Below are 25,489 nucleotides of genomic sequence, written 5' to 3'. Positions count from 1 at the left end.
TTATGAATAGTCCAGCCAACCTCAGCACCACCCGTGAAAGGCCGCCCGTGTTTGCCGTACCGCTCACCGAGAACGCCGAACTGCGCCCGCTGGAGCCCTGGCAGGCGCCCGAGTTCCTGACCCACCTCGACCGCGCCCGTGCCCACACCGACCCGTGGATCCCCTGGGCCACCTTCTCCGTCGACCTGGACTCCGCCCGCGCCACCCTCCAGCGCTACGCCGACGGCCTGGCCGCCGACCAGAAGCGGATCTACGGGATCTGGCTGGACGGCACCCTGGTCGGCGGCGTGATGTTCGTGAGCTTCGACGCCCGGTCCGGCGTCTGCGAGATCGGCGCCTGGACGGAGCCGGCCGGCGAGGGCCACGGGCTGATCACCGCCGCCGTCAAGCAGCTGCTCGACTACGCCTTCACCACCCGCGGCATGCACCGCGCCGAGTGGTGGTGCTCCTCCGTCAACGCCCGCAGCCGGGCGGTCGCCGAGCGGGTCGGCATGACCCGCGACGGCGTGCTGCGCGAGTGGTACCCGTACAACGGGGTCCGCTACGACAAGGAGATCTGGGCCGTGCTGGCCGACGAGTGGGCCGGCCGGGCCTGAACCGGCAACGGCGCCGGGCCCGGTGGACTCCCCCGCCCACCGGGCCCCGCACCGAACCGCACCGCACCGCACCGCACCGTCCCGGCGGCCCACCAGCCCGCCGACCGCCCACCCGTCAGGCGGCCGGCGCCACCCCCGCCGCCCCGGCGGGGCCCGCCGGCTCGGCCGGCCGCAGCCGCAGCACGCACACCAGCGCCAGCGCCAGCACCCCGCCCGCCGACAGGAAGACCACGTCCACCGCGTCCGTGAAGCTGCGCACCGCGTGCTCGCGCGCCGCCCCGGTCAGCGCCCGGACCGCGCCGAGCGGCCGCCCCGGCTCGCCCGCCTCGAAGACCCGGGTCAGCACGGTGCCGAAGAGCGCCGCGCCGAGCGCGCTGCCGAGGCTCTGGAAGAACCGGATCCCGGTGGTCGCCACCCCCAGCTGGTGCCGGGGCGCGGTCTCCTGCACCACCGTGACCAGCTGGCCGATCAGCTGCCCCAGCCCGCAGCCCAGCAGGGCGAGTTCGGCCAGCACCGCCCACAACCCGGTGTCCGGCCCGCTGAGGCCGAGCAGGGCGAGGGCGAGCGTGGCGCAGGCCGCGCCGGCCGCCAGGAAGGTCCGGGGCGGGTGGCCGCGCCCGGTCAGCCGCCCGACCAGCAGGCCGGCCGCCGTCATCCCGGCCGCCATCGGGACCAGGTAGAGGCTGGCCGAGGTCGGGGCGACGCCCCGGGCGATCTGCAGGTAGAGCATCACGTACATGATCGAGCCGACCATGCCCATCCCGACCAGCCCCTGGATCGCGAAGCCCAGCCGCACCGCGCGGATCCGGAACAGCGACAGCGGCAGCACCGGCTCGGCGGCGGTGGCCTGACGCCACAGGAAGAGGCCGAGCACGGCCAGGGTGGCGGCGGCGAGCCCGAGGATCACCGGGGAGGTCCAGGCGTGGTCCTTGCCGCCCCACTCGGTGACGAGCAGCAGCCCGGTCGCGAAGGCCGCCGCGAGGGCCGCGCCGACGAAGTCCAGGCTCCGGCGGCCGGTCGCCCGGGGCAGCCTGACCACCAGGGCGACGCCGACCAGCACCAGCAGGCCGAGCGGCAGGTTGACGTAGAAGACCCAGCGCCAGCCGAGGTGGTCGGTGAGCAGCGCGCCGACCAGCGGGCCGACCGCCATGCCGAGGCCGGCGACGATCCCGCCCACCGCGCCGCCCTTGGCCCCGTCGCGCTCCTCCGGGTCCTTGAACTGGGCGATGACCACCATGGTGACGCTCATCAGCCCGCCGCCGCCGACGCCCTGCACCGCCCGGAAGGCGATCAGCTGGTCCATCGACCGCGCCGCCCCGCAGAGCGCCGAGCCGAGCAGGAAGGTGCCGACGGCCCCGAGCAGCACGCGCTTGGCGCCGTACACGTCGCAGAGTCTGCCGTACAGCGGCAGCAGCGCGGTGGCGGCCAGGGCGAACGCGCTGACCAGCCAGGGCAGCCGGTCCACGCCGTGGACGGGGTCGAGGTCGCGGACGATCGGCACGGTGGCGGCCGACACGATGTTCATGTCGAGCACCGCCAGCACGATCGTGACCAGGCAGAGCAGCATGCCCAGCTTGCGCCGGGCCGGGGTCATCAGCGCGGTGTCCGGCGGCGCGGGTGCGGCAGCGGGTACGGCGGCGGGTACGGCGGCGGTGGTGGCCATGGTCGGGTCCCCCCAGGGTCCGTCGGATTCGCGCCGGGGCCGGGGCGGCCGGCGGCACGCCCTCACCATCGCAGCGTTTTTGGACTCGGTCAATTCTTCATCCCGACCAATCTTTCTGCCTGGTCAACATTTGATCCTGGTACAGTCCCCCCATGGCGATGCGACCCGCACAGGACTTCGGCCCCGACGTCGACCTCGACGCCCTCCCGCTGCGCGAGCGCAAGAAGTTCCAGACCGGCATGCGGATCTTCCGCACGGCCGTCGCGCTGTTCACCGAGCGCGGCTTCGACCAGGTCTCGGTCGCGGAGATCGCCGCCGCCGCCGAGGTGTCCAAGATGACCGTCTTCAACTACTTCCCCACCAAGGAAGACCTGGTCATGGGCCCGATGGAGCAGCACCTCGACGAGCCGGCCCAGGCGGTGCGCGACCGCGCCCCGGGCACCTCGGCGGTGACGGCGCTGCGCGAGCAGTTCCTCGCCGCACTGGAGCGCTTCGACCCGGCCGCCGGGCTGAACGACGACCGGATCGTGCTCGACGTGGTCCGGCTGATCCACCGCACCCCCGCGCTGACCGCCCGCGCCACCCACGGCTTCGACCGGCTGGCGCACGCCGCGCTCGCCGCCGAACTGCTCGCCCAGGACCCGGCCCACGACGAACTGACCGCCCGGGTCGCCACCGCCCAGCTGCTCGCCGTCCGGGTCGCGCTGATCGCCGCCAACCACCGGCGGATGCTGGCCGGCGAGCGCGCCGCCGACGCCCTGCCCGCCGTCCTGGAGGAGGCCCGCCGCGCCTTCGCCCTGCTCGAGCACGGCCTCGGCGACTACTGCACCCGCGCCGCCTGAGAGAGTTGGCGCACCACGACCGACCGGAGGTGCGCATGGACCAGCCGCTGCTCACGCGGGACCGCTCCGCCCTGCCCGCGCAGGCCGACGGCCTCAACGCGTACGTCGGCGAGGACGGCGTCGCCGTCCTGGAGTTCGCCCGCCCGCACCGCCGCAACGCGGTGACCCTGGCGGTCTGGCAGGCGCTGCCCAAGGTGCTGGAGCAGCTGGCCGGCCACCCGGGCGTGCGCGTCCTGCTGCTCACCGGCGCCGGCAACACCTTCAGCGCGGGCGCGGACATCGCCGAACTCTCCGAGGTGTACGGCGATCCGGACCGCGCGGAGGCCTACCACGCGACCAACGTCGCCGCCGAGGAGGCGCTGGCGGCCTTCCCGCACCCGACCCTCGCCGTGGTGCACGGCGCCTGCGTCGGCGGCGGCTGCCAGCTGGCCGTCGCCTGCGACCTGCGGTTCGTCGCCGAGGACGCCCGGCTCGGGATCACCCCGGCCAAGCTCGGCGTGGTCTACCCGGCGGTGCCGACCGTACGGCTGGCCCGGCTGATCGGCCCGGCCCGGGCCAAGTACCTGCTGTTCTCCGGCGAGTTGGTGGCCGGCCGGGACGCGCTGCCGCTCGGCCTGGCCGAACGCGTCCTGCCGGACGCCGAACTGGACGCCGCCGCCCTGGACTTCGCCCGGCTGCTGACCCGTCGCTCCGCCCAGACCGTCGGCGCGGCCAAGGCCGTCCTGGACGCCCCGCCCGAGCGGGCCGACGAGGTCCTGGCCCCCTGGCTGCTCCGCGCCCGGGAGGGCTCGGACGTCCGCGAGGGCCTGGCCGCCTTCCTGGAGGGCCGGCCCGCCCGGTTCTGAACGGGAACGGGTCCGAGCGGGAACGGGTCCGAGCGGGAACGCTCCCGCGCGGGAACGGTGCGGGCCCGGCAGAAGGGGTCTCACCAGCACCCGTACGATCATCCGACCGGAACCCGTCCACCCCTTCCCGCCCCCGGAGCACCCACCCCGATGACGACCGAGGCCCAGGCCGTGCCCGTCCCGCCCGCCCCCACCCGCCGGACGGCCCTGGCCCGCCGGATCACCGACGGCCTGGAGCCGAAGAACGTGATCCTCGTGCTGCTCCCGCTGCTGGGCGGCCTCCGCTACGGCTGGCTGGGCATCGGCTGGGCGCTGTTCGCCGCCCTGTTCGCCGCCGTCGTCCCGACCCTGATCATCGGCCACGGCATGCGCAAGGGCACCGTGGCGGACCGTCACGTCGGCCGACGGCAGCGCCGGCTGACCCTCTTCCCGCTCATCATGGGCTCGGTGCTGCTCAGCTTCGCGGTGATGATCGGACTGGACGCCCCGGCCGACCTGACCGCGCTGGTGCTGGCGATGTTCGCCTCGCTGGTCCCGATCCTGGTGATCACCGTCTGGTGGAAGGTCTCCGTGCACACCGCCGTGGCCACCGGCGCGGTGGTCTGCCTCGCCATCGCGCTCGGCCCGCTCTGGCTGCTGCTCGGCGCGCTGGTCCCGCTGATCGGGTGGTCCCGGGTGGTGCTGCGGGACCACACCGCCGCGCAGACGGCCGTCGGCGCGGTGGTGGGCGCGCTCGCCGCCGGCCTCACCTTCTGGGCCGCCCGCTGACGGGCCACCCGCTCTCGGGCCGCCCACCGGCCAGGGCGACCACGGCGACCGGTCAGCGGATCGGCACCCCCGAGATCGCCCGGGCGATCACCAGCCGCTGGATCTCGCTGGTCCCCTCGAAGATCGAGTAGATCGCGCTGTCCCGGTGCATCCGCTCCACCGGGTACTCCCGGGTGAAGCCGTTGCCGCCGAGGATCTGCATCGCCTGCGCGGTCACGTACTTGGCGGTCTCGCCCGCGTACAGCTTGGACATCGAGCCCTCGGCCGCCGTGAACGGCTGGTTGTTGACCGCCATCCAGGAGGCCCGCCACACCAGCAGCCGGGCCGCGTCGATCCGGGTCCTCATGTCGGCGAGCTGGAAGGCCACGCCCTGGTTGTCGATGATCGGCCGGCCGAACTGCTCCCGGGTCCTCGCGTAGTCCAGCGCCACCTCGTACGCGGCCCGGGCGATGCCGATCGCCTGCGCGCCGACGGCCGGCCGGGAGGCCTCGAAGGTGGCCATCGCCGCGTTGCCCCTGCCGCCGGGGCGCTTGACGCCCTCGCGGGCCCGGGCGAGGCGCTCGTCCAGCTTCTCCTTGCCGCCGAGCAGGCAGCTGCCGGGCACCCGGACGCCGTCCAGCACCACCTCGGCGGTGTGCGAGGCGCGGATGCCGTGCTTCTTGAACTTCTGGCCCTGGCTCAGCCCCGGGGTGCCCGGCGGGACGACGAAGGAGGCCTGGCCCTTGGCGCCGAGCTCCGGGTCGACGGTGGCGACCACCACGTGGACGGCGGCGATCCCGCCGTTGGTGGCCCAGGTCTTGGTGCCGGTGAGCACCCACTCGTCCTTGGCCTCGTCGTACACCGCCCGGGTGCGCAGCGCCGAGACGTCGGAGCCGGCGTCCGGCTCGGAGGAGCAGAAGGCGGCCACCTTGACGTCCTCCGGGGTGCCGAACATCTGCGGGGTCCAGGTGCCGATCTGCTCGTCGGTGCCGTTGGCCAGCACCGCGACGGCGGCCAGGGTGGTGCCGACGATGGACAGCCCGATGCCCGCGTCGCCCCAGAACAGCTCCTCCATGGCGATCGGGATGCCGACGCCGGAGGGGTCGAAGTACTGCTGGGCGTAGAAGTCCAGCGAGTAGATGCCGAGTTTGGCGGCCTCCTGGATGACCGGCCAGGGGGTCTCCTCGCGCTCGTCCCACTCGGCCGCGGCGGGGCGCATCACGTCGGCGGCGAAGCCGTGCAGCCAGTCGCGTACGGCGAGCTGGTCCGCGCCCGGGTCCAGCGAGAACGTGCTGCTCATGGTGCGTGCCTCCGAAGACGTGTGCGGCCGACCGGGGTGTTACCTCGGGTAACATCGTCGGAGTCTGCTACTGATTGGTAACCGGTGTCAACGCCCAGACGGACCCCAACTCCGAGGAGCAGCGCATGTCCCGAGAGCCCCGCCGCGAGCAGCTGCTCAACGCCGCCGACCGGGTCGTCCAGCGCGAGGGGCCGGGCGCCAGCATGAACGCCATCGCCGCCGAGGCCGGCATCACCAAGCCGATCCTCTACCGCCACTTCGGCGACCGGAACGGCCTGATCAGAGCCCTGACCGAGCGCCACACCGGCGGACTGCTGACCGCCGTCCGGGCCGCCCTCGCCGAGCCGCTGGAGCGCCGCGACCGGGTCGAGCACGTCCTGGACACCTACCTCGCCGGCATCGAGGCCCGCCCCCAGGTCTACCGGCTGCTCACCCACCCCGAGCCCGGCGACCCGAGCGGCGCCGGCAACGCCCTCGCCCCCGCGCTCCGGCAGATCGCCGAGGAGATCACCCGGGCCGTGCAGAGCCAGGTCGACCTCGGCGCCGACCGCGACCTGCTCGCCGAGGCCTGGGGCCGGGGCATCACCGGGATGGTGCTGGCCGCCGGGGACTGGTGGCTGGAGACCAGACCCTGCTCGCGCGCCCGGATGGTGCAGGCGCTGGCCGACCTGCTCTGGGGCCGGCTGGCCGCCGCCGCGGACCGGCCGACCGCCGTCCTGCCGACCGCGCCCGAACCGGCCGCGGACTGAGTCCTCCGTAGACCGAACTCTTGTGCGGCGCACGGAAGTCCGGGCATCATCGGGCCCCACCCCCACCCCCCGCCGTGCGAGGTCCCCGATGCGCCTGCGCCGCACCGCCGTCGCCCTGCTGCTCGCCGCCACCGCCGTCCTCACCGCCGTCCCGGCCTCGGCCCACGACGGCCCCCCGGACCGCTTCCCCACCGGAACGGCCACCGCCGCCGACGGCCGCACCGCCCTCACCGACGCCCAGGGCCGCCGGCTCCTCCTGCGCGGCTTCAACCTCGACAAGTACGCCGAGGCCACCCCGGCCGACCTCGACTCCGTCGCCGCCCAGGGCTTCACCCTGGTCCGGCTGCCGGTCTCCTGGACCAGGCTGGAACCCCGGCGCGGCCGCCTCGACCCCACCGAGCTGCACCGCGTCCAGCGGCTCCTCGACCGGGCCGACCGGCTGGGCCTGCTGGTCCTGGTCGACCTCCACCAGGACGTCTACGGGCCCGCGTTCGGCGGCGGCACCAACGGCGTCCCCGTCTGGGCCACCCGGGACGACGGCCTGCCGTTCACCCCGGACCCGGACGACTGGTTCGCCGGCTACTTCCAGCCCGCCGTCCAGGCCGCCTTCCGCCACCTCTACGACGACCCCGACCTGCGCGCCTGGCAGGCCGACTTCTACACCCGGCTCGCCCGCGAACTGCGCGGCCACCGCTCGCTGCTGGGCTACGACCTGTTCAACGAGCCGTTCGGCCCGGTGGACGGCGATCCGAGCGACCCGGCCGTGCTGGCCGCCGCCGCCTCCGCCCTGGAGCAGGGCCGGCTCGCCGACATGTACCGCCGCCTGATCGCCGCCGTGCGCCGGGCCGACTCCCGCGCCTGGCTGTTCGTCGAGCCGACCGTGCTGGTCGGCCAGGGCGTGCCCACCAGCCTGCCCGGCTTCGCCGACCCCCGCCCCGGCGCGGCCCGGCTCGGCTACGCGCCGCACTTCTACGACACCGCGGTCGAGGGCGGCGCCGACTGGAACCCCGCCGACGGCTTCGTGGAGCGGTACACCGCCGCGATCACCGGCTACCCGGCCGCCCACCGCCTGCCCGTCCTGGTCGGCGAGTGGGGCCCGCCGGACTCCCGCACCCCGGGCAACACCGAGCTGGTCCGCCGTCAGACCGCCGCGATGGACGGCTTCGCCGAGGGCTGGACGATGTGGTACTGGTGCCGGGGCAACGGCGGCTACTGCGCGCTCGACCCGGCCGGGCGCCCCGCCCCCGGCGACGAACCCGCCTTCGGCCCGTACCCGGTGGCCGTCGCGGGCACGGACGTCCGCACCGACGCCCGCGCCGACGGCGCCACCGTCCGCTGGCGCGCCGACGGCACCGGGCGCGGCGGCGAACTCCTGCTCCCCCCGGCCGCGTTCCCGCACGGGGCCCGGGTCGCCGTCTCCCCCGCCGGCGCCCGGGTCGAGGTCGACCAGCCGACCGGCGGGCGCGCGGGAACCGTCCGCGTCCGGCTCCCGCACACCCGCCGGGGCACAACCGTGACGGTCACGCTCACCGCGGCCTGACCGTGACAGTGACGGTCAGACCAGCCCCCGGCGGGCCAGCAGCGGCCCGGTCTCCGGAGCCCGGCCGACCACCGCGCGGAAGGACTCCAGCGGGTCCCGGCTGAACCCGCGCGCCAGCAGCTCGCGCCGGAACAGCTCACCGCTCTCCCGCACCGCGCGCCCGTTGGTCTCGAACCACTGCACGGTGTCGGCGTCCAGCACCTCCGACCAGATGTACGCGTAGTACGCGGCGCTGTAGCCGCTGGAGAAGATGTGCTGGAAGTACGTCGTCCGGTAGCGCGGCGGGATCGCGTCCACCGCGATCCCGGCCGCGGCGAGCGCCCGCGCCTCGAACTCCTCGGCGTCCGCGACCTCCTCGCCGCGCGGCACGGTGTGCCACGCCCAGTCCAGCAGCGTGGCCGCCAGGTACTCCACCGTCCGGAAGCCCTGCCCGAAGCCCTCGGCCGCCGTCATCCGCTCGACCAGCTCGGCCGGCAGCGGCTCCCCGGTCGCGTGGTGGCGGGCGTAGTTGGCCAGCACCTCCGGCCGGACCATCCACATCTCGTTGACCTGCGAGGGGAACTCGACGAAGTCCCGGGGCACCGAGGTGCCGGAGAACAGCGGGTAGCGCACGTCCGAGAACAGCCCGTGCAGCGCGTGCCCGAACTCGTGGAACAGCGTGCGCACCTCGTCCCAGTCCATCAGCACCGGCTCGCCGGGCGCCGGGCGCGGGATGTTGAGGTTGTTCAGCACCACCGGGCGCTGCCCGGTCAGCCCGGACTGGGCCACCATCGCGTCCATCCAGGCGCCGCCGCGCTTGGACGCCCGGGCGTGGAAGTCGCCGATGAACAGGCCCAGCGGGGTGCCGTCCTCCTCGAACACCTCGAAGACCCGGGCGTCCCGGTGGTGGGCCGTCAGCTCCGGCCGCTCGGTGAAGGTCACCCCGTACGCCAGGTTCGCGGCGAAGAACACGCCGTCCCGCAGCACCCGCTCCAGCTCGAAGTACGGGCGCAGCACGGCCGCGTCCACCTGGTAGGAGCTCTGCCGGACCTTCTCCGAGTAGTACGCCCAGTCGTGCGCGGCGATCTCCGTGATGCCGTCCGCGGCCGCCGCCCTGGCCAGCTCGGCGGCCTCCCGGCGGGCGTTGGCCACCGCCGGCTCCACCAGCCGGGCCAGCAGCGAGGAGACCGCCTCGACGGTGCCGGCCGTCTCGTCCGCCACCACGTACGCGGCGTGGCTCGGATACCCGAGCAGCGCCGCCCGCTCGGCGCGCAGCCCGGCCATCCGGATCGCCAGCGGGCCGTTGGCCTCGACGCCCCGGCCGAGCGAGGCGGCCAGCAGCCGCTCGCGCACCGCGCGGTCGGTGAGCTGGGCCAGCTCGGGCTGGCCGGAGGTGTTCTTCAGGCTCAGCACGTACCGGCCGTCGTGGCCCAGCACCCGGGCGTTCTCGGCGGCCCCGGCGATCGCGCCCCCGGACAGCCCGGCGAGCTCCTCGGCGGAGTCCAGGACCAGCGCGGCGGCCCGGGTGGCGGCGTTCACGTTCTGCTGGAACGTGGTGCCGAGCGCGGCGAGTTCGGCGTTCAGCTCGCGCAGCCGGGCCTGCTCGGCCGCGCCCAGCCGGGCGCCGGAGCGCACGAAGGCGGTGTACCGGCGCTCCAGCAGGCGCAGCGACTCCGGGTCCAGGCCGAGCCCGGCGCGGTCCTCGTACAGCGCCTCGATCCGGGCGAACAGCGCGAGGTCCAGGTGGATCGCGTCGTGGTGGGCGGCGAGCAGCGGGCTCACCTTCGCCTCCACCTCGTCCAGCACGTCGGTGGTGTCCGAGGAGGACTGGTTGCGGAACACCGCGTCGACCCGGCGCAGCAGCTCCCCGGAGCGCTCCAGGGCCACCAGGGTGTTCTCGAAGGTCGGCAGGCTCCGGTCCGCGGTGATCACCGCGATCTCGGCCAGCTGCTCGGCCATCCCCCGCTCGTACGCGGGCAGGTAGTGCTCCTCACGGATCTCGGCGAACGGCGGGAGCTCGTAGACCAGCGGGCTGGCCTGGAAGAACGGGTTCACGGTCATTTCGCGAACCCTACGCCGTGTCCCGAGCCGTGCCCACGTGCTTTTACCGCCCCTTGCGGGGCCCGCGTGCCGCCCGTTGTCGTACCCACCCGTTAACGTCGACGCGCGGGCCCGTCGGTCGCGGGCCGCGGCGTGCCCGTCCGCGGGCCCGCGTCCCCGTACCCGTCCCCGCACGCCCGACCGCGCGCCGGAGAGGAGCAGCCCCCGTGGCACCCAGGACCGCCATCGCGCCCGATCCGCACGGCCCCGGCGGCCGGCTCCAGCCGCTGGACGACACGGGCCGGCCACTCGGCCCGCCGGAGGCCGTCCGCGACCTCGCCACCGCCGTCGCCGCCCGGGAGGCCGCCGACCACCCGCGCTGGGTCTGGGCCGCCGCCGACTCCGGGTACGCCCCGCTGCTGCCGCGCCTGCCCGACCGGCTCGCCCGCTGCCACGACCTGCGGCTGGTCGAGGCGCTGCTGCTGGCGCACGAGGGCCGGTTCGGGGCGCCGCGCTCGCTCGGCGCCGCCTGGGCCCGGCTGCGGAACCTGCCCGTCCCGGCGGACCTGCCCGAGCCCGGCCTGGCCGACGCCGACGACGGCCAGGACACCCTGTTCGCCCCCGACCGGCTGCAACTGCCGCCCGGCGCCGACCCGTTGGAGGCCGTGGTCGCCGTCCACGCCGAACAGCAGCGCCGGATCGCCGCCATCGCCGACCCGGCCGCCCGGCAGCGCTTCCGACTGCTGGTCGCCGCCGAGTCGGCCGGCGCCCTGGTGGCCGCCGAGACGGCCCACGACGGGCTGCCCTGGCGGGCCGACGTCCACGACCGGCTGCTGACCGAACTGCTCGGCCCCCGGCCGACCGTCCCCGGCACCCAGCCCAGGGTCCTCGCCGAGCTCGCCGTCGACCTCCAGCAGGCCCTCGGCGCCAAGCCGTTCAACCCCGACTCGCACACCCAGGTGCTGCGCGCCTTCGCCGAGGCGGGCATCCAGCTCGGCTCCACCCGCTCCTGGGAGCTCAAGGGCGTCGACCACCCGGCCGCGCAGCTGCTGGTCCGCTACAAGGAGCTGTCCCGGATCCACGTCGCGCACGGCTGGGCCTGGCAGGACGCCTGGGCCCGCGGCGGCCGGTTCCGGCCCGAGTACGTGGTCGGCGGCGTGGTCTCCGGCCGCTGGGCCAGCCGCGGCGGCGGCGCCCTGCAGATCCCGCGCATCCTGCGCCGCGCCGTGGTCGCCGACCCGGGCTGGCTGCTGGTCGTCGCCGACGCCGCCCAGCTGGAGCCCCGGGTGCTCGCCGCGCTCTCCCAGGACGCCGGGCTGGCCCGCACCGCCGCCGGCGGCGACCTGTACGAGGCGCTCGCCGCCCAGGCCTTCCAGGGCGACCGGGACAAGGCCAAGCTCGGCCTGCTCGGCGCCATGTACGGGCAGACCAGCGGCGACATCGGCCCGCTGCTGAACACCCTGCACCGCCGCTACCCGGCCGCGATGGGCTACGTCGAGGCCGCCGCCCGCACCGGCGAGGACGGCGGCGTGGTCGCCTCCCGGCTCGGCCGGGTCTGCCCGCCGGCCTCCGCCGACTTCCTCGACCTCACCGAGGGCGAGGGCGCGGGCGAGGCCGGCGGCCGCACCGCCCGCGCCCGCGGCCGCTTCACCCGCAACTTCGTCATCCAGGCCAGCGCCGCCGACTGGGCGCTGGCCCTGCTCGCTGCCCTGCGCCGCCGGCTGAACGAACTGCCCGCCGCGGGCCCGGAGGACTGCCCGCACCTGGTGTTCTTCCAGCACGACGAGGTGATCGTGCACACCCCGGCCAACCTCGCCGACGAGGTGGCCGCCGCCGTCGCCGAGGCGGCCGACGAGGCCCGCCGGCTGGTGTTCGGCGACACCCCGGTGCGCTTCCCGCTCAGCACGGCGGTGGTGGACTGCTACGCGGACGCCAAGTGAGCCGCGGGCACTGGACGACGCCCGGACACCGGTCCGTCAGAGCTTCCGGAACCCGCGCGCGTCCTCGGCCGCCGCGACCACCTCGGCCAGGCCCGCCCCGGTCGAGGCGGTGACGGCGGCGGCCACCGCGCCCTCCACGAACGGCGCGTCCACCAGCCGCACGCCCGGGCGCGGCTCGTCCTCCAGCACCGTGACGGCGGTGAGCACCGAGCTGCCGAGGTCCGGCAGCACGACCACGCCCGCCCCGGCGTCGGCCCGCGCGATCGCCCCGGCGATCAGGTCGTAGCTGGTGCCGAGCCCGCCGTCCTCGGTGCCGCCCGCGACGACCACCCGCACGCCGTCCGAGGCGAGTTCGCCGAGCAGCTCGCGCAGCCCCTCCGCGAGCCGGGCGCTGTGCGAGACCAGAACAATGCCCACGTTCTCACTCATGCGGCCGACCCTACGGCCGGAACCCGGTACTCCGGGAGAGTGATCGGAATCCCGCGTGTCGCACCCCGTGCCCACCACCCCCGTCTGGCGTAGCGTCGGGGCTACGGCGTCGCCGGCCGTGGCGTCCTCACCCAGGTCACCCAGGTCACCAAGGGAGCGAAGAGCGTTGAAGAAGCTGATCAACACCCCGGAGAGCGTCCTGGAGGACGCGCTGGCCGGGATCGCCGCCGCCCATCCGGAGCTGACGGTGGACGTCCCCAACCGGGTGATCACCCGGGCCGCCCGCCCGGCCGGCCCGAAGGTCGCGCTGATCTCCGGCGGCGGCTCCGGCCACGAACCGCTGCACGGCGGCTTCGTCGGCCCCGGCATGCTCGACGCCGCCTGCCCCGGCGAGGTCTTCACCTCGCCCGTCCCGGACCAGATGCTGGCCGCCGCCAAGGCCGTGGAGACCGGCGCCGGCGTGGTCTTCGTCGTGAAGAACTACACCGGCGATGTGATGAACTTCGAGCTCGCCGCCGAACTCGCCGCCGAGGAGGGCCTGGAGGTCCGCACCGTCCTGGTCAACGACGACGTCGCGGTCGAGGACTCCACCTGGACGGCCGGCCGCCGGGGCACCGGCGCGACCGTCCTGGTCGAGAAGACCGCCGGCGCGCTGGCCGAGCGCGGCGCCCCGCTGGACGAGGTGGCCGCCCTGGGCGAGCGGGTCAACGCCGCCTCCCGCTCCTTCGCCGTCGCGCTCACCGCGGCCACCGTCCCGGCCGCCGGCAAGCCCGGCTTCGACCTGCCCGAGGACGAGATCGAGGTCGGCGTCGGCATCCACGGCGAGCCCGGCCGCCGCCGCGAGAAGCTCCGCCCGGCCCGCGAGCTGGCCGCCGAGGTCGTCGACACCATCCTGACCGACCACCACCTGACCCCGGGCGACGAGGTGATCGCCCTGCTCAACGGCCTCGGCGCGACCCCGCTGCTGGAGCTGTACGTGGTCTACGGCGAGGTCGCCGCCCGGCTCGCCGAGCGCGGCATCACGGTGGCCCGCAGCCTGGTCGGCAACTACGTCACCAGCCTGGACATGGCGGGCTTCTCGCTCACCCTCACCAAGGCCGACGCCGAGCTGCTGGAACTCTGGGACGCCCCGGTCGACACCCCCGCCCTCAAGCGGGCCTGAGGAGGACGCACGATGGACTTCGACACCCCGCTGGCCGAGGCCTGGGTCCGCGCGATCGCCGCGGCCGTCGAGAAGGAGCGGGCCCGGCTCACCGACCTGGACTCCGCGATCGGCGACGGCGACCACGGCAGCAACCTCCAACGCGGCTTCGCCGCCGCCCTGACCGCCCTGGACAGCCTCCAGCCCGCCGGCCCCGGCGCCGTCCTCACCAAGACCGGCACCACCCTCATCTCCAAGGTCGGCGGCGCCTCCGGCCCGCTCTACGGCAAGGCCTTCCGCGCCATCGGCGCCGCCCTGCCCGACCCGGCCGACCCGGCCGCCGTCGCCGAGGCCCTGTCCGCAGGCCTGGACGCCATCCGCCTCCTCGGCAAGGCCGCCCCCGGCGACAAGACCATCGTGGACGCCTGGACCCCAGCCGTCGCCGCCTTCCGCGCCACAGCCGCCACCGGCGCCGACCTCCCCACAGCGGCCGCAGCGGCCGCCGAAGCCGCCGAACAGGGCGCCCGCGACACCATCCCCCTCCAGGCCCGCAAGGGCCGCGCCTCCTACCTCGGCGAACGCAGCATCGGCCACCAGGACCCGGGCGCCACCTCCACCGCCCTCGTCTTCCGCACCCTCGCCGACATCACCACCACCTGACCCCCACCCACCGCCCACACCCACCCCACCCGCTTCACCCCCCACCTCCCGCACCAGGGCCACCTCCCCCGCCCCCACCCACCCGCACTAAGGCCACCTCCCCCACCCCCACCCACCCGCCCCTCCCCTCTAGCGAGAGGGACGCGCTGCGGGAGGGGGTGGCGCAGGGGGTGGCCGCGGAGAGGGGCGTGACGGGTGATTTTCAGACTGCCAACGGCCTGAACGCCCCACCCCCAGGGTTGGCAGTCTGAAAATCATCCAGCCCCCGGAGCGACCACCCCCGGAGCCACCCCCGGCCCCCCACCCTCCCGAGAGCCCACCCCCACAGAAGACCCCCGCAGGGCCCCCTCACCCATCCGTCCGCACGATCAGCAGCAACAACGCGTCGTCCCGCAACTCCCCACCCGTGTGCGCCAGCAGGTCCGCGTACACCCGCCCGACCGCCGTCTCCAGCTCCCCCTCCGAGCGCGCGGCCCCCCGCACCAGCGGCCCGACCCGCTCCGCCAGCGGGTAGAACTCCCCGCTCGTCCGGTGCCGCGCCTCGATCACCCCGTCCGTGCAGAGCACCAGCACGTCCTCCGCCCCGAACGGCTGGGCCCAGGTGGTCGGCTCCCCCGCCGCCAGCCGGCCGAGCCCCAGCGGCACCCACGGGTCGGGCGCGTCCAGCACGTGCGCCCGCCCTTCGTGGTCCACCCGGATCGGCGGCACGTGCCCGTACTGCAGCAGCTCCATCGCCCCGGGCGTACGGAACTCCGCGAACAGCGCCGTGGTGAACTCCCCGTCCGGTACGTGCCGTTCGACGCTGGCCTCGATCCGCGCCGCGACGCCCCGCAGTCCGGCCTCGTCGTACGCCGCCTCGCGGAAGGCGCCCAGCACCACGGCCGCGGTCTGGACGGCGGCCAGTCCCTTGCCCCGGACGTCCCCGACCGCGACCCGGGTGCCGTGCGGCGTCTCCAGCACGGAGTACAGGTCCCCGCCGATCCGTGAGGCGTCCGCCGCCGAGACGTACCGCACCGCGAGCCGCAGCGGCCCGACGGTCGGCCCGGGCAGCTGCAGCAGCGCCCGCTGGGCGGCCTCGGCGACGGAGCTGACGGCCGCGAAGGCCGCCGCGCGCCGCATCCGGATCTTGGCGACCCAGGCCGAGAACAGCGTCAGGACGACGTAGCTGACCATCGCCCCGTACAGGAAGCGGGCGTCGTTGATGTTGTCGACCTCGTCGTGGTGGCTGAGCCCGAACACCGTGAGCAGCCCGAGCGAGCAGACCAGCAGCAGTTCGCGGGGCTTCAGGGTCAGTGCCGCGACGGTCGGCACCACGGTCATCAGCGGCGCCAGGTAGCGGTCCTTGCCGGAGAGGAAGTCCGCGAGCCCGACGAGCAGGACGGCGATCAGCGCCGGGGTGGCGCGCCGCCAGAAGGGCACGTCCTGGAGGTCGGCGGCGAGCAGGGCGCCGCGCTGCCGGTCCGGCGGCAGTCCGGCTGCCGTGGGAGCCGAGGGAGACTGGGCGCGGCGGAGCGGAAACACATACCGAACATAAGGGACGATCACCGCGGAAGCCCGACCGGCCCTGGCCCCCGGCGTTCCCGGGCGATCCGGGCGCCCCACCCCCACCACTCCCGGAATACCCTGGAGGGGTATGGTGTTGTCACAAGAGTCGTTGCCAGCGCCGCGCCCCGGGCGAACACCCGGGCCGCCCGGACCTCCCGGAGGCCCCCGATGTCCAGCACCATCACCTACACCGTGTCCGGCATGAGCTGCGGCCACTGCGAGAAGGCGATCAGCGAGGAGGTCTCCGCCCTGGCCGGGGTCACCGGGGTCGCCGCCGACGCCACGGCCGGGACCGTGACGATCTCCTCCGCCGCCCCGTTGGACGACGAGCAGGTGCGCGCCGCGATCGACGAGGCCGGCTACGAGCTGGTCGGCCGCAGCGCCTGAACCACCCGGCACGGCGGGGCCGCCGCGGCGCCCCGCCGGCCACCCGCACCGAGGAGCTGATCCGCATGAGCACGTCCACCCCGGACCTCGGGGCGCGGGACCGGGTCGAGCTGTCGATCGGCGGGATGACCTGCGCCTCCTGCGCGGCCCGGATCGAGAAGAAGCTCAACCGGATGGACGGCGTCGAGGCCACCGTCAACTTCGCCACCGAGAGGGCCCGGGTCGACTTCGGCCCCGGCACCACGGTCGAGGACCTGATCGCCACCGTCGAGCGCACCGGCTACACCGCCGAGCTCCCCCCGCCCCCGGCCGCCCCCGAGCACCCCACCCGGCCCGAGCCCGCCGACCCCCTGCGCGACCGGCTGCTGACCAGCGCCGTCCTCGCCGTCCCGGTGGTGCTGCTGTCGATGGTCCCGGCCCTCCAGTTCACCGACTGGCAGTGGCTGGCCTTCGCACTCACCGGCCCGGTCGTGGTCTACGGCGGCCTGCCCTTCCACCGCGCCGCCTGGACCAACCTCCGGCACGGCGCCGCCACCATGGACACCCTGGTCTCGCTCGGCACCCTGGCCGCCTTCGGCTGGTCCTGCTGGGCGCTGTTCGGCGGCCACGCCGGCCGGCCCGGGACGCACCACGACTTCTCGCTCTCGGTCGGCGACACCGACGCCTCGGCCACGCTCTACCTGGAGACCGCCGCCGCCGTCACCGTGCTGATCCTGCTCGGCCGCTACCTGGAGGCCCGCTCCAAGCGCCGGGCCGGCGCCGCGCTGCACGCCCTGCTCGACCTCGGCGCCAAGGACGTCGCGGTCCTGGAGGGGGGACGCGAGGTACGGCTGCCGGTGGACCGGCTGACGGTCGGCACCCGCTTCGTGGTCCGGCCGGGCGAGAAGATCGCCACCGACGGCACGGTGGTCGAGGGCGCCTCGGCGGTGGACGCCTCAATGCTGACCGGCGAGTCCGTCCCGGTCGAGGTCACCGTCGGCGACGCCGTCACCGGCGCCACCGTCAACGCGGGCGGCCGGCTGGTGGTCGAGGCCACCCGGGTCGGCGCGGACACCCGGCTGGCCCGGATGGCCCGGCTGGTCGAGGAGGCCCAGAACGGCAAGGCCGCCGCCCAGCGGCTGGCCGACCGGATCTCCGCGGTCTTCGTCCCGGCCGTCATCCTGATCGCCCTGGCCACCCTGGTGGTCTGGCTGCTGGCCACCGACAGCTCCACCGAGGCCTTCACCGCGGCCGTCGCCGTGCTGATCATCGCCTGCCCGTGCGCCCTGGGCCTGGCCACCCCGACCGCGCTCATGGTCGGCACCGGCCGCGGCGCCCAGCTGGGCATCCTGATCAAGGGCCCCGAGGTGCTGGAGACCACCCGCACGGTGGACACCGTCGTCCTGGACAAGACCGGCACCGTCACCACCGGCCGGATGGCCCTGGTCGCCGTGCACACCGCCGAGGGCGTGGACCGGGCCGAGGCGCTGCGCCTGGCGGGCGCCGTCGAGCACGCCTCCGAGCACCCGGTCGCCCGGGCGGTCGCCGAGGCCGCCGCCGAGGCCGGCGCCCTGCCCGCCGTCGCGGACTTCCGCAGCGTGCCCGGGCGGGGCGTGGAGGGGGTCGTGGCGGGGCGCGCGGTGGTCGCCGGGCGCGAGGCCCTGCTGGCCGACCGCGCGCAGCACCTGCCGCCCTCCCTGGCCCGCGCCAAGGCCGCCGCCGAGGCGGCCGGCCGCACCGCGATCGCGGTCGGCTGGGACGGCGAGGCCCGGGCCGTGCTGGAGGTCGCCGACGCGGTCAGGCCGACCAGCGCCGAGGCCGTCGGCAGGCTGCGCGCGCTCGGCCTGACCCCGGTGCTGCTCACCGGCGACAACCGGGCGGTGGCCGAGGCCGTCGCCGCCGAGGTCGGCATCGCACCGGAGCACGTGCTCGCCGAGGTGCTCCCCGAGGACAAGGTCGCCACCGTCAAGCGGCTGCAGGCCGAGGGCAAGGTCGTCGCGATGGTCGGCGACGGCGTCAACGACGCGGCCGCGCTCGCCCAGGCCGACCTGGGCCTCGCCATGGGCACCGGCACCGACGCCGCCATCGAGGCCGGCGACCTCACCCTGGTCCGCGGCGACCTCCGCTCGGCGGCCGACGCGATCCGGCTCTCCCGCCGCACCCTGGCCACCATCAAGGGCAACCTGTTCTGGGCCTTCGGCTACAACGTGGCGGCGATCCCGCTGGCCGCCGCCGGCCTGCTCAACCCGATGGTCGCGGGGGCCGCGATGGCCTTCTCCTCGGTCTTCGTGGTCACCAACAGCCTGCGGCTGCGCCGCTTCCGGCCCGCCTGAGCCGGCCGACGCGAAGGCCCCGGACCGGTGTCGGTCCGGGGCCTCGACGCGTACGGGGTGCCCCGGGGCGTTCGGGGCCGGGCCTCAACGCCCCAGCAGCTCGCCGCCGTTGCAGTGCAGGATCTCGCCGGTGATGAACCCGGCCTCGGGCGAGGCCAGGAAGTACACCGCCGCCGCCACCTCGCCGGTCTCGCCGATCCGCCCGAGCAGGGTGCGGGCGGCCCGGCGGGCGACCTCGGCCTCGTCCAGCCGCGGCCCGAAGAACTCGGTGCCCGCGACGGTGCCCGGCGCGACGATGTTGGCGGTGATGCCCGAGGTGCCCAACTGGGCGGCCAGGAAGTGGTTCCAGGCGTGCAGCGAGGCCTTCGCCGCGCCGAACGAGCCGGCCCCGCGCAGGGCGGCGATGGAGCTGATGGTGACCACCCGGCCGGAGCCCGGGGTGAGCCGGTCGCGGACCGACTCGGTGAGCAGCACCACGGTCAGCACGTTGCGCTCGAAGTCGCCGCGCCAGCGCGCCAGCAGGGCGTGCGGCCCGCCGCCGACCACGGTCTCCCGGCTGCCGGCGTTGTTGACCAGGACGTCGATCCGCTCGGGCAGGTCGGCGAGCGCGGCCTCGACGGCGTCCGGGTCGGCGAGGTCGCACACCAGCGGGGTGACGTTCGGCCCGAGTCCGGCCGCGGCCTTCTCCAGGACCTCCCGGCGGCGGCCCACGATCACCACGTGGTCGCCGGCCTCGACGAACCGCCGCGCGACCTCGTACCCGATTCCCGTGCCACCGCCGGTGACGACGACGTTCCTGGCCATCTGCGCACTCCCTCCCCAGTTCCGCCGTCGCGCGGCGAATGTGCGCGACGGTCCGTACCGGAATGCCACGATTCCTATCACGCTCGGTTGCCGTGACTGCGGGGAGGGTGACGTCCGGCGCGAGCGAAGGTGTGATATGAGCGTGGTACGACGCGCACACGGAGCGTGGCGAGAGGCAGCTCACACCCCCCGGGCGTAACTTCTCGCACCCTGATACGTCTTAGGTTGGTAGTGCGGCAGTTTTTCCGGTGGGCGGGGACACGCTGAACGGCAACGTGTCCCCGCGCTTCCAGCGGGCTGTCGCCGACGGGGCTCCGGCGGGCCCCGGGACGGTCGTCGACCCTGACGGCCTTCGCGCACGACGCCGGGGTTCTGGCGGGCCTGGGACGCTTTGAGCGGCCGTCCCCGGCTGCGGCCGACCCCGGAGTCGTGCGCCGTACGGTTCCGTCCCCGCGCGGGCCCTCGGGCGCGCCACCGGGACGCGAAGGGGCCCGGCCGCTCTCGCGGTCGGGCCCCTCTCAGCTTCCGTGCGGGCCGGTGGTCGGCGCCGCTGCGGTCAGCGGGCGTCCAGCGGGACGTAGTCGCGGATCGCGGTGCCGGTGTAGATCTGGCGCGGACGGCCGATCCGGCTGGTCGGGTCGTTGATCATCTCGTGCCAGTGGGCGATCCAGCCCGGCAGCCGGCCGAGGGCGAACAGCACGGTGAACATGCTGGTCGGGAAGCCCATGGCGCGGTAGATCAGGCCGGTGTAGAAGTCCACGTTCGGGTACAGCTTGCGCGAGATGAAGAAGTCGTCCTTGAGGGCGTGCTCCTCCAGCTTGAGCGCGATGTCCAGCAGCTCGTCGCTCTTGCCGAGCTGGCCGAGGACCTCGTGCGCGAGCAGCTTGACCTGGGCGGCACGCGGGTCGAACGCCTTGTAGACCCGGTGGCCGAAGCCCATCAGCTTGACGCCGGCTTCCTTGTTCTTCACCTTCGTGATGAAGGCGTCGACGTCGCCGCCGTCCTTCTGGATGCTCTCCAGCATCTCCAGCACGGCCTGGTTGGCGCCGCCGTGCAGCGGGCCCCACAGGGCCGAGATGCCGGCCGAGATCGAGGCGAACAGGTTGGCGTGGCTGGAGCCGACCAGGCGCACGGTGGAGGTCGAGCAGTTCTGCTCGTGGTCCGCGTGCAGGATGAGCAGCTTGTCCAGCGCGTTGACGACGACCGGGTTGAGCTCGTAGTCCTCGGCGGGGACGGCGAAGGTCATCCGCAGGAAGTTCTCGACGTAGCTCAGGTCGTTGCGCGGGTAGACGAAGGGCTGGCCCATCGCCTTCTTGTACGCGTACGCGGCGATCGTCGGCAGCTTGGCGAGCAGGCGGACCGTCGACAGGTGGCGCTGGGCCGCGTCGAACGGGTTGTGGCTCTCCGGGTAGAACGTGGACAGCGCGCCGACGACCGAGGACAGCATGGCCATCGGGTGGGCATCCCGCGGGAAGCCCTGGAAGAAGCGCTTGACGTCCTCGTGCAGCAGGGTGTGCTGGGTGATCTCGCGGTTGAACTCGGCCAGCTGGTCCGCGTTGGGCAGCTCGCCGTTGATCAGGAGGTACGCGGTCTCGATGAACCCGCCATCGGAGGCGAGCTGCTCGATCGGGTAGCCGCGGTACCGCAGGATGCCGTTGTCGCCGTCCACGAAGGTGATCGCGGACTTGTACGCGGCGGTGTTACCGAAGCCGTTGTCCAGGGTGACCAGGCCGGTCTGCGGGAGCAGCTTCGAGATGTCGAAGCCGGCGTTGCCCGCAGTGCTCTCGACGACGGGGTACTCGTACTCGCCGTCCTGGTACCGCAGTACTACCGAGTTGTCGCTCACGTCTTCCTCACCGACGAAATGAATCCTCTTCCAAGGTGCCCTGACTGTCTCTACCATCCCCCATCCGGAGGACAGTCGCGCACCCGGGGTGGCCCGAAAGGGCCCGCCCCTACAAAACCTGCTGCCGCAGCCGGTACGAACCGGACAAGATCGGCACCACCCTAGGCTCTGCCGTAAATCTCTTCACGTCAAGAGAACATTAGAGGCAACCATCCCGTTGGATAATCATCCAGCTGCGAGCCGATGGTCGAGTCCGGTATGCCTCCGACCTGCACTGACGGCCCGGACGGCCTGTCCGATCGCCTTGCGTGACCCCACCAGCACCACGAGTTTCCGTGCCCTGGTCACAGCGGTGTAGAGCAGGTTCCGCTGGAGCATCGTCCAAGCGGACATGGTGACCGGAATCACCACGACCGGGTACTCGCTCCCCTGCGAGCGGTGGATCGTCACCGCGTACGCGTGGGCCAGCTCGTCCAGTTCGTCGAAGTCGTACGCCACCTCCTCGTCCTCGTCGGTGAGCACCGTCAGCCGCTGGTCGTCCACGCTCAGCGCGGTCACCACTCCCACTGTGCCGTTGAAGACGCCGTTCCGCCCCTTGTCGTAGTTGTTGCGGATCTGGGTGACCTTGTCCCCCACCCGGAACGTCCGGCCGCCGAACCGGCGTTCGGCCAGCCCCTCCCGGGCCGGCGTCACCGCCGCCTGGAGCAGGGTGTTCAGGTTCCCCGCGCCGGCCGGGCCGCGGTGCATCGGCGCCAGCACCTGCACGTCCCGGCGCGGGTCGAAGCCGAACTTCTGCGGGATCCGGCGCGCCACCACGTCCACCGTGAGCCCGGCCGCCCGCTCCGCGTCGTCCTCGGCGAACAGGAAGAAGTCCGCCAGCCCGTCCGTCAGCGGCGGCCTCCCCTCGTTGATCCAGTGCGCGTTGGTCACCACGCCGGACTGCTGCGCCTGCCGGAAGATCCTGGTCAGCCGCACCGACGGGATCGGCCCGCCCTCCGCCAGCAGGTCCCGCAGCACCTCCCCGGCGCCCACCGAGGGCAGCTGGTCCACGTCCCCCACGAACAGCAGGTGCGCGCCCGGCGGCACCGCCTTGACCAGCTTGTTCGCCAGGATCAGGTCCAGCATCGAGGCCTCGTCGACCACCACCAGGTCCGCGTCCAGCGGCCGGTCCCGGTCGTACGCGGCGTCCCCGCCCGGCTTCAGCTCCAGCAGCCGGTGCACCGTCGAGGCCTCCACCCCGGTCAGCTCCGCCAGCCGCTTCGCCGCCCGGCCGGTCGGCGCCGCCAGCACCACCTTGGCCCGCTTCGCCAGCGCCAGCGTCACGATCGACTTCACCGTGAACGACTTGCCGCAGCCCGGACCGCCCGTCAGCACCGCGACCTTCTCGGTCAGCGCCAGCCGGACCGACTCCTCCTGCTCCGGCGCCAGTTCGGCCCCGGTCCGCTTCGCCAGCCAGTCCAGGGCCACCGGCCAGTCCACGTTCCCGAACCACGGCATCCGGTCCGCGTCCGAACGCAGCAGCCGCACCAGCTGGTTGGCCAGCGAGATCTCCGCCCGGTGGAACGGCACCAGGTACACCGCGGTGACCGGCTCGCCGCCCTCCCCCGGGACCGCCTCGCGCACCACGCCCTCGGCCGCCACCAGCTCCGCCAGGCAGTCGATCACCAGCCCGACGTCCACCTGCAACAGCTTCACGCCGTCCGCGATCAGCCGCTCCTCCGGCAGGAAGCAGTGCCCCTGGTCGGTGCTCTGCGACAGCGCGTACTGCAGGCCGGCCTTCACCCGCTCCGGGCTGTCGTGCGGGATCCCCACCGCCTGGGCGATCCGGTCCGCCGTCAGGAAGCCGATGCCCCACACGTCCGAGGCCAGCCGGTACGGCTCGTTCCGCACCACCCCGATCGAACCGTCGCCGTACTGCTTGTAGATTCGCACAGCCAACGAGGTGGACACCCCGACCCCCTGCAGGAAGACCATCACCTCCTTGATGGCCTTCTGCTCCTCCCAGGCCGCGGCGATCTTCTTGGTCCGCTTGGGCCCCAGCCCCGGCACCTCGATCAGCCGGCCCGGCTCGTTCTCGATCACCTCCAGGGTGTCCGCCCCGAAGCGCTCCACGATCCGCTCGGCGAACCGCGGCCCGATCCCCTTGATCAGCCCCGAGCCCAGGTACCGCTGGATCCCCTGGATCGTGGCGGGCAGCACCGTGGTGTAGTTCTCCACCGTGAACTGCCGCCCGTACTGCGGGTGCGAGCCCCACCGCCCGTGCAGCCGCAGCGACTCGCCGACCTGCGCCCCCAGCAGCGCGCCCACCACCGTCAGCAGGTCGTTCGCGCCCCGGCCGGTGTCCACCCGGGCCACCGTGTAGCCGGTCTCCTCGTTGGCGTAGGTGATCCGCTCCAGCACGCCCTCGACCTGCGCGAGCTGGCGCGGCACCTGCTGCCCGGACTGCGCCGCCTGCTTGCTCACCGGACCCCCTTCGACCGGTACGGGTGGACGATTCCGCTACGCACCGTACCGCCCCACCCCGACACCCCGCCCCCGCCGGTGCGGCGGCCGCTGCCGTGCACCGCCCCGGCCGAGGTGCCAGGCTGGGAGGGACCGAGGGGGACCGCCGTCGACCGCGCCCGCCCGGGCCCCGTCCGAGGAGCAGTGCCGCCATGCTCAACACCGACTTCCGCCCCGGTTCCCCGGACTGGCTCGACCTGAGCAGCCCCGACACCCGCGCGTCCGTCGACTTCTACACCGCGCTGTTCGGCTGGACCTTCGACTCGGCCGGCCCCGAAGCCGGCGGCTACGGCTTCTTCCAGCTCGACGGCCGGACCGTCGCCGCCCTGGGCCCGCTTGCCGAGGAGGGCACCCCGCCCGGCTGGACGCTCTACTTCGCCACCGAGGACGCCGACCGCACCACCGCGCTGGTCGAACAGGCCGGCGGCCGCGTCCGGTTCGCCCCCTTCGACGTCTTCACCGCGGGCCGGATGGCCGCCTACACCGACCCGACCGGCGCCGACTTCGCCGTCTGGCAGCCGCACGGCACCCGCGGCCTGGACGTCGTCACGGAGGAGGGCAGCCTCTGCTGGGCCGAGTGCTACAGCGTCGACGCCGAACTCGACAAGTCCTTCTACCGCTCCGTCTTCGACTGGCAGGAGCAGGACGTCCCGCTCGGCGAGGTGATGTACACCGTCCTCACCCCGGCCGGCGGCGGCAGCGACGACGCCCACGGCGGCATCATGCAGCTCGGCCCCGAACACACCGCGCGCGGCACCACTTCGCACTGGCTCCCCTACTTCGAGGTCCCCAACGCCGACGCCAGCCTCGCCATCGCCGACACCCTCGGCGCGACCGTACGGATCCCGGCCATGGACGTGCACGGCGTCGGCCGCCTGGCCCAGCTGGTCGACCCGCACGGCGCCGTCTTCGCCGTCATCACCAGTGCCAAGCCCGGGGACTGACGCCGAGAGGGTCCCACGGCCCTTCAGAAGGCCCGGGAAGGGGTGCTACGGGCGTAGACAAGGCGCGGTGCGCCAGACGGGGGCCTCTAGTCTCTGATCATGACTGAAACGGCTGTTCTGACGATCCGGCGGGCCACCGCCGACGACCTGCCGGCGATCGTGGCCATGCTCGCCGACGACCCGCTGGGCGCCACCCGCGAGAGCCCCGACGACCTCACCCCCTACCGCACCGCCTTCACCAGCATCGACGGCGACCCGCACCAGCACCTGATGGTCGCCGACCGGGCCGGCCGCACCGTCGGCACCCTCCAACTCACCGTCGTCCCCGGCCTCTCCCGGGCCGGCGCCACCCGCACGATCATCGAGGGCGTCCGCATCCACGCCGACGAACGCGGCAGCGGCCTGGGCACCGAACTGATCCGGTGGGCCGTCGACCGCTCCCGCGAACTCGGCGCCGACCTCGTCCAGCTGACCTCCGACGCGACGCGCACGGACGCACACCGCTTCTACGAGCGGCTGGGATTCGTGGCCTCGCACGTCGGGTTCAAGCTCAAGCTCTGAGCTTGCCGTTTAACCCTGGTGCGCTTGGTGTTTCTTGATCGTCTTGGCGCGTTTGACGGTCTTGCCGACGTCATGGCGCTTGGCTCGGTGCTTGTTCTTCGAGCCTGGAGGCCGTCC

Annotated in this window: 21 protein-coding genes; 13 read left to right on the top strand and 8 right to left on the bottom strand. The window is 74.1% G+C overall.

The window, feature by feature from the left end:
* The first annotated feature begins 47 nt into the window (after positions 1 to 47).
* Entirely contained in the window at positions 48 to 596 is a 549-nt protein-coding gene (locus ACFY4B_RS35405; RefSeq protein WP_387974791.1) for a GNAT family N-acetyltransferase, read from the top strand.
* Between the two features lie 115 nt (positions 597 to 711).
* Here ACFY4B_RS35405 and ACFY4B_RS35400 read toward each other — a convergent pair whose 3' ends face one another.
* On the bottom strand, positions 712 to 2,190 hold the full coding sequence (locus ACFY4B_RS35400) for an MFS transporter (protein WP_387974942.1): 1,479 nt from the start codon (positions 2,188 to 2,190) through the stop codon (positions 712 to 714).
* A gap of 221 nt (positions 2,191 to 2,411) precedes the next feature.
* On the opposite strand from ACFY4B_RS35400, the gene ACFY4B_RS35395 reads away from it, so the two are divergent.
* The 3 genes from ACFY4B_RS35395 to ACFY4B_RS35385 all read left to right on the top strand — a co-directional run bounded on the left by ACFY4B_RS35395 (position 2,412) and on the right by ACFY4B_RS35385 (position 4,714).
* Positions 2,412 to 3,101 (top strand): TetR family transcriptional regulator, encoded by a 690-nt coding sequence (locus ACFY4B_RS35395; RefSeq protein ID WP_241853153.1) that lies wholly within the window; start codon positions 2,412 to 2,414, stop codon positions 3,099 to 3,101.
* Positions 3,102 to 3,136: 35 nt separating this feature from the next.
* The gene (locus ACFY4B_RS35390) at positions 3,137 to 3,946 is read left to right on the top strand and encodes an enoyl-CoA hydratase/isomerase family protein (RefSeq protein WP_079272763.1); all 810 of its coding nucleotides are present in this window, start codon (positions 3,137 to 3,139) and stop codon (positions 3,944 to 3,946) included.
* Positions 3,947 to 4,096: 150 nt separating this feature from the next.
* Positions 4,097 to 4,714, top strand: coding sequence for a hypothetical protein (locus ACFY4B_RS35385; protein WP_387974788.1), 618 nt, complete (start codon positions 4,097 to 4,099; stop codon positions 4,712 to 4,714).
* A gap of 52 nt (positions 4,715 to 4,766) precedes the next feature.
* On the opposite strand, the gene ACFY4B_RS35380 is transcribed toward ACFY4B_RS35385, so the two are convergent.
* A complete protein-coding gene (locus ACFY4B_RS35380) occupies positions 4,767 to 5,993 on the bottom strand; it encodes an acyl-CoA dehydrogenase family protein (RefSeq protein WP_049655719.1) in 1,227 nt (408 codons plus the stop codon).
* Between the two features lie 125 nt (positions 5,994 to 6,118).
* On the opposite strand from ACFY4B_RS35380, the gene ACFY4B_RS35375 reads away from it, so the two are divergent.
* Positions 6,119 to 6,742, top strand: coding sequence for a TetR family transcriptional regulator (locus tag ACFY4B_RS35375; protein ID WP_387974786.1), 624 nt, complete (start codon positions 6,119 to 6,121; stop codon positions 6,740 to 6,742).
* A gap of 88 nt (positions 6,743 to 6,830) precedes the next feature.
* The gene (locus ACFY4B_RS35370) at positions 6,831 to 8,282 is read left to right on the top strand and encodes a cellulase family glycosylhydrolase (protein ID WP_387974783.1); all 1,452 of its coding nucleotides are present in this window, start codon (positions 6,831 to 6,833) and stop codon (positions 8,280 to 8,282) included.
* 15 nt (positions 8,283 to 8,297) lie between these two features.
* Here ACFY4B_RS35370 and ACFY4B_RS35365 read toward each other — a convergent pair whose 3' ends face one another.
* Entirely contained in the window at positions 8,298 to 10,322 is a 2,025-nt protein-coding gene (locus ACFY4B_RS35365) for a M3 family metallopeptidase (RefSeq protein ID WP_380779440.1), read from the bottom strand.
* Positions 10,323 to 10,528: 206 nt separating this feature from the next.
* On the opposite strand from ACFY4B_RS35365, the gene ACFY4B_RS35360 reads away from it, so the two are divergent.
* Positions 10,529 to 12,241, top strand: coding sequence for a bifunctional 3'-5' exonuclease/DNA polymerase (locus tag ACFY4B_RS35360; protein ID WP_387974779.1), 1,713 nt, complete (start codon positions 10,529 to 10,531; stop codon positions 12,239 to 12,241).
* A gap of 36 nt (positions 12,242 to 12,277) precedes the next feature.
* Here the strand turns inward: ACFY4B_RS35360 and dhaM are convergent, their stop codons facing one another.
* Complete coding sequence (gene dhaM / locus ACFY4B_RS35355) at positions 12,278 to 12,670, bottom strand: dihydroxyacetone kinase phosphoryl donor subunit DhaM (RefSeq protein WP_387974776.1); 393 nt, start codon at positions 12,668 to 12,670, stop codon at positions 12,278 to 12,280.
* A 166-nt stretch (positions 12,671 to 12,836) separates the two neighbouring features.
* On the opposite strand from dhaM, the gene dhaK reads away from it, so the two are divergent.
* Together dhaK and dhaL are read left to right on the top strand one after the other, a co-directional pair.
* The gene (gene dhaK / locus ACFY4B_RS35350; RefSeq protein ID WP_049659693.1) at positions 12,837 to 13,832 is read left to right on the top strand and encodes a dihydroxyacetone kinase subunit DhaK; all 996 of its coding nucleotides are present in this window, start codon (positions 12,837 to 12,839) and stop codon (positions 13,830 to 13,832) included.
* A gap of 12 nt (positions 13,833 to 13,844) precedes the next feature.
* On the top strand, positions 13,845 to 14,471 hold the full coding sequence (dhaL, locus tag ACFY4B_RS35345; RefSeq protein WP_387974773.1) for a dihydroxyacetone kinase subunit DhaL: 627 nt from the start codon (positions 13,845 to 13,847) through the stop codon (positions 14,469 to 14,471).
* Between the two features lie 348 nt (positions 14,472 to 14,819).
* Here the strand turns inward: dhaL and ACFY4B_RS35340 are convergent, their stop codons facing one another.
* Positions 14,820 to 15,992 carry a PP2C family protein-serine/threonine phosphatase gene (locus ACFY4B_RS35340; protein WP_053112039.1) on the bottom strand — a complete coding sequence of 391 codons (1,173 nt, stop codon included), beginning with the start codon at positions 15,990 to 15,992 and terminating at the stop codon, positions 14,820 to 14,822.
* A gap of 192 nt (positions 15,993 to 16,184) precedes the next feature.
* Here ACFY4B_RS35340 and ACFY4B_RS35335 point away from each other — a divergent pair, with 192 nt between their 5' ends.
* Both ACFY4B_RS35335 and ACFY4B_RS35330 read left to right on the top strand, forming a co-directional pair.
* Positions 16,185 to 16,403, top strand: a complete 219-nt coding sequence (locus tag ACFY4B_RS35335; protein ID WP_049651134.1) for a heavy-metal-associated domain-containing protein — start codon at positions 16,185 to 16,187, stop codon at positions 16,401 to 16,403.
* 65 nt (positions 16,404 to 16,468) lie between these two features.
* Positions 16,469 to 18,715: a heavy metal translocating P-type ATPase gene (locus tag ACFY4B_RS35330; RefSeq protein ID WP_387974770.1), complete on the top strand. Its 2,247-nt coding sequence runs from the start codon at positions 16,469 to 16,471 to the stop codon at positions 18,713 to 18,715.
* 84 nt (positions 18,716 to 18,799) lie between these two features.
* On the opposite strand, the gene ACFY4B_RS35325 is transcribed toward ACFY4B_RS35330, so the two are convergent.
* The 3 genes from ACFY4B_RS35325 to ACFY4B_RS35315 form a co-directional block, all read right to left on the bottom strand.
* Positions 18,800 to 19,519, bottom strand: a complete 720-nt coding sequence (locus ACFY4B_RS35325) for an SDR family NAD(P)-dependent oxidoreductase (protein WP_049651142.1) — start codon at positions 19,517 to 19,519, stop codon at positions 18,800 to 18,802.
* Positions 19,520 to 20,075: 556 nt separating this feature from the next.
* Entirely contained in the window at positions 20,076 to 21,365 is a 1,290-nt protein-coding gene (locus ACFY4B_RS35320; protein ID WP_049651143.1) for a citrate synthase, read from the bottom strand.
* Between the two features lie 225 nt (positions 21,366 to 21,590).
* Positions 21,591 to 23,828 carry an ATP-dependent RecD-like DNA helicase gene (locus tag ACFY4B_RS35315; RefSeq protein ID WP_387974767.1) on the bottom strand — a complete coding sequence of 746 codons (2,238 nt, stop codon included), beginning with the start codon at positions 23,826 to 23,828 and terminating at the stop codon, positions 21,591 to 21,593.
* A gap of 191 nt (positions 23,829 to 24,019) precedes the next feature.
* On the opposite strand from ACFY4B_RS35315, the gene ACFY4B_RS35310 reads away from it, so the two are divergent.
* On the top strand, positions 24,020 to 24,811 hold the full coding sequence (locus ACFY4B_RS35310) for a VOC family protein (RefSeq protein ID WP_049651145.1): 792 nt from the start codon (positions 24,020 to 24,022) through the stop codon (positions 24,809 to 24,811).
* A gap of 99 nt (positions 24,812 to 24,910) precedes the next feature.
* The gene (locus ACFY4B_RS35305; RefSeq protein ID WP_387974764.1) at positions 24,911 to 25,372 is read left to right on the top strand and encodes a GNAT family N-acetyltransferase; all 462 of its coding nucleotides are present in this window, start codon (positions 24,911 to 24,913) and stop codon (positions 25,370 to 25,372) included.
* Positions 25,373 to 25,489: the final 117 nt, after the last annotated feature.

Origin of the sequence: Kitasatospora sp. NPDC001261, assembly GCF_042896795.1 — a bacterium.
Taxonomy (GTDB): Bacteria; Actinomycetota; Actinomycetes; order Streptomycetales; family Streptomycetaceae; genus Kitasatospora.
The sequence above is the reverse complement of the archived record's forward strand: the minus strand, read 5'-3'. Positions and strand labels throughout refer to the sequence as shown.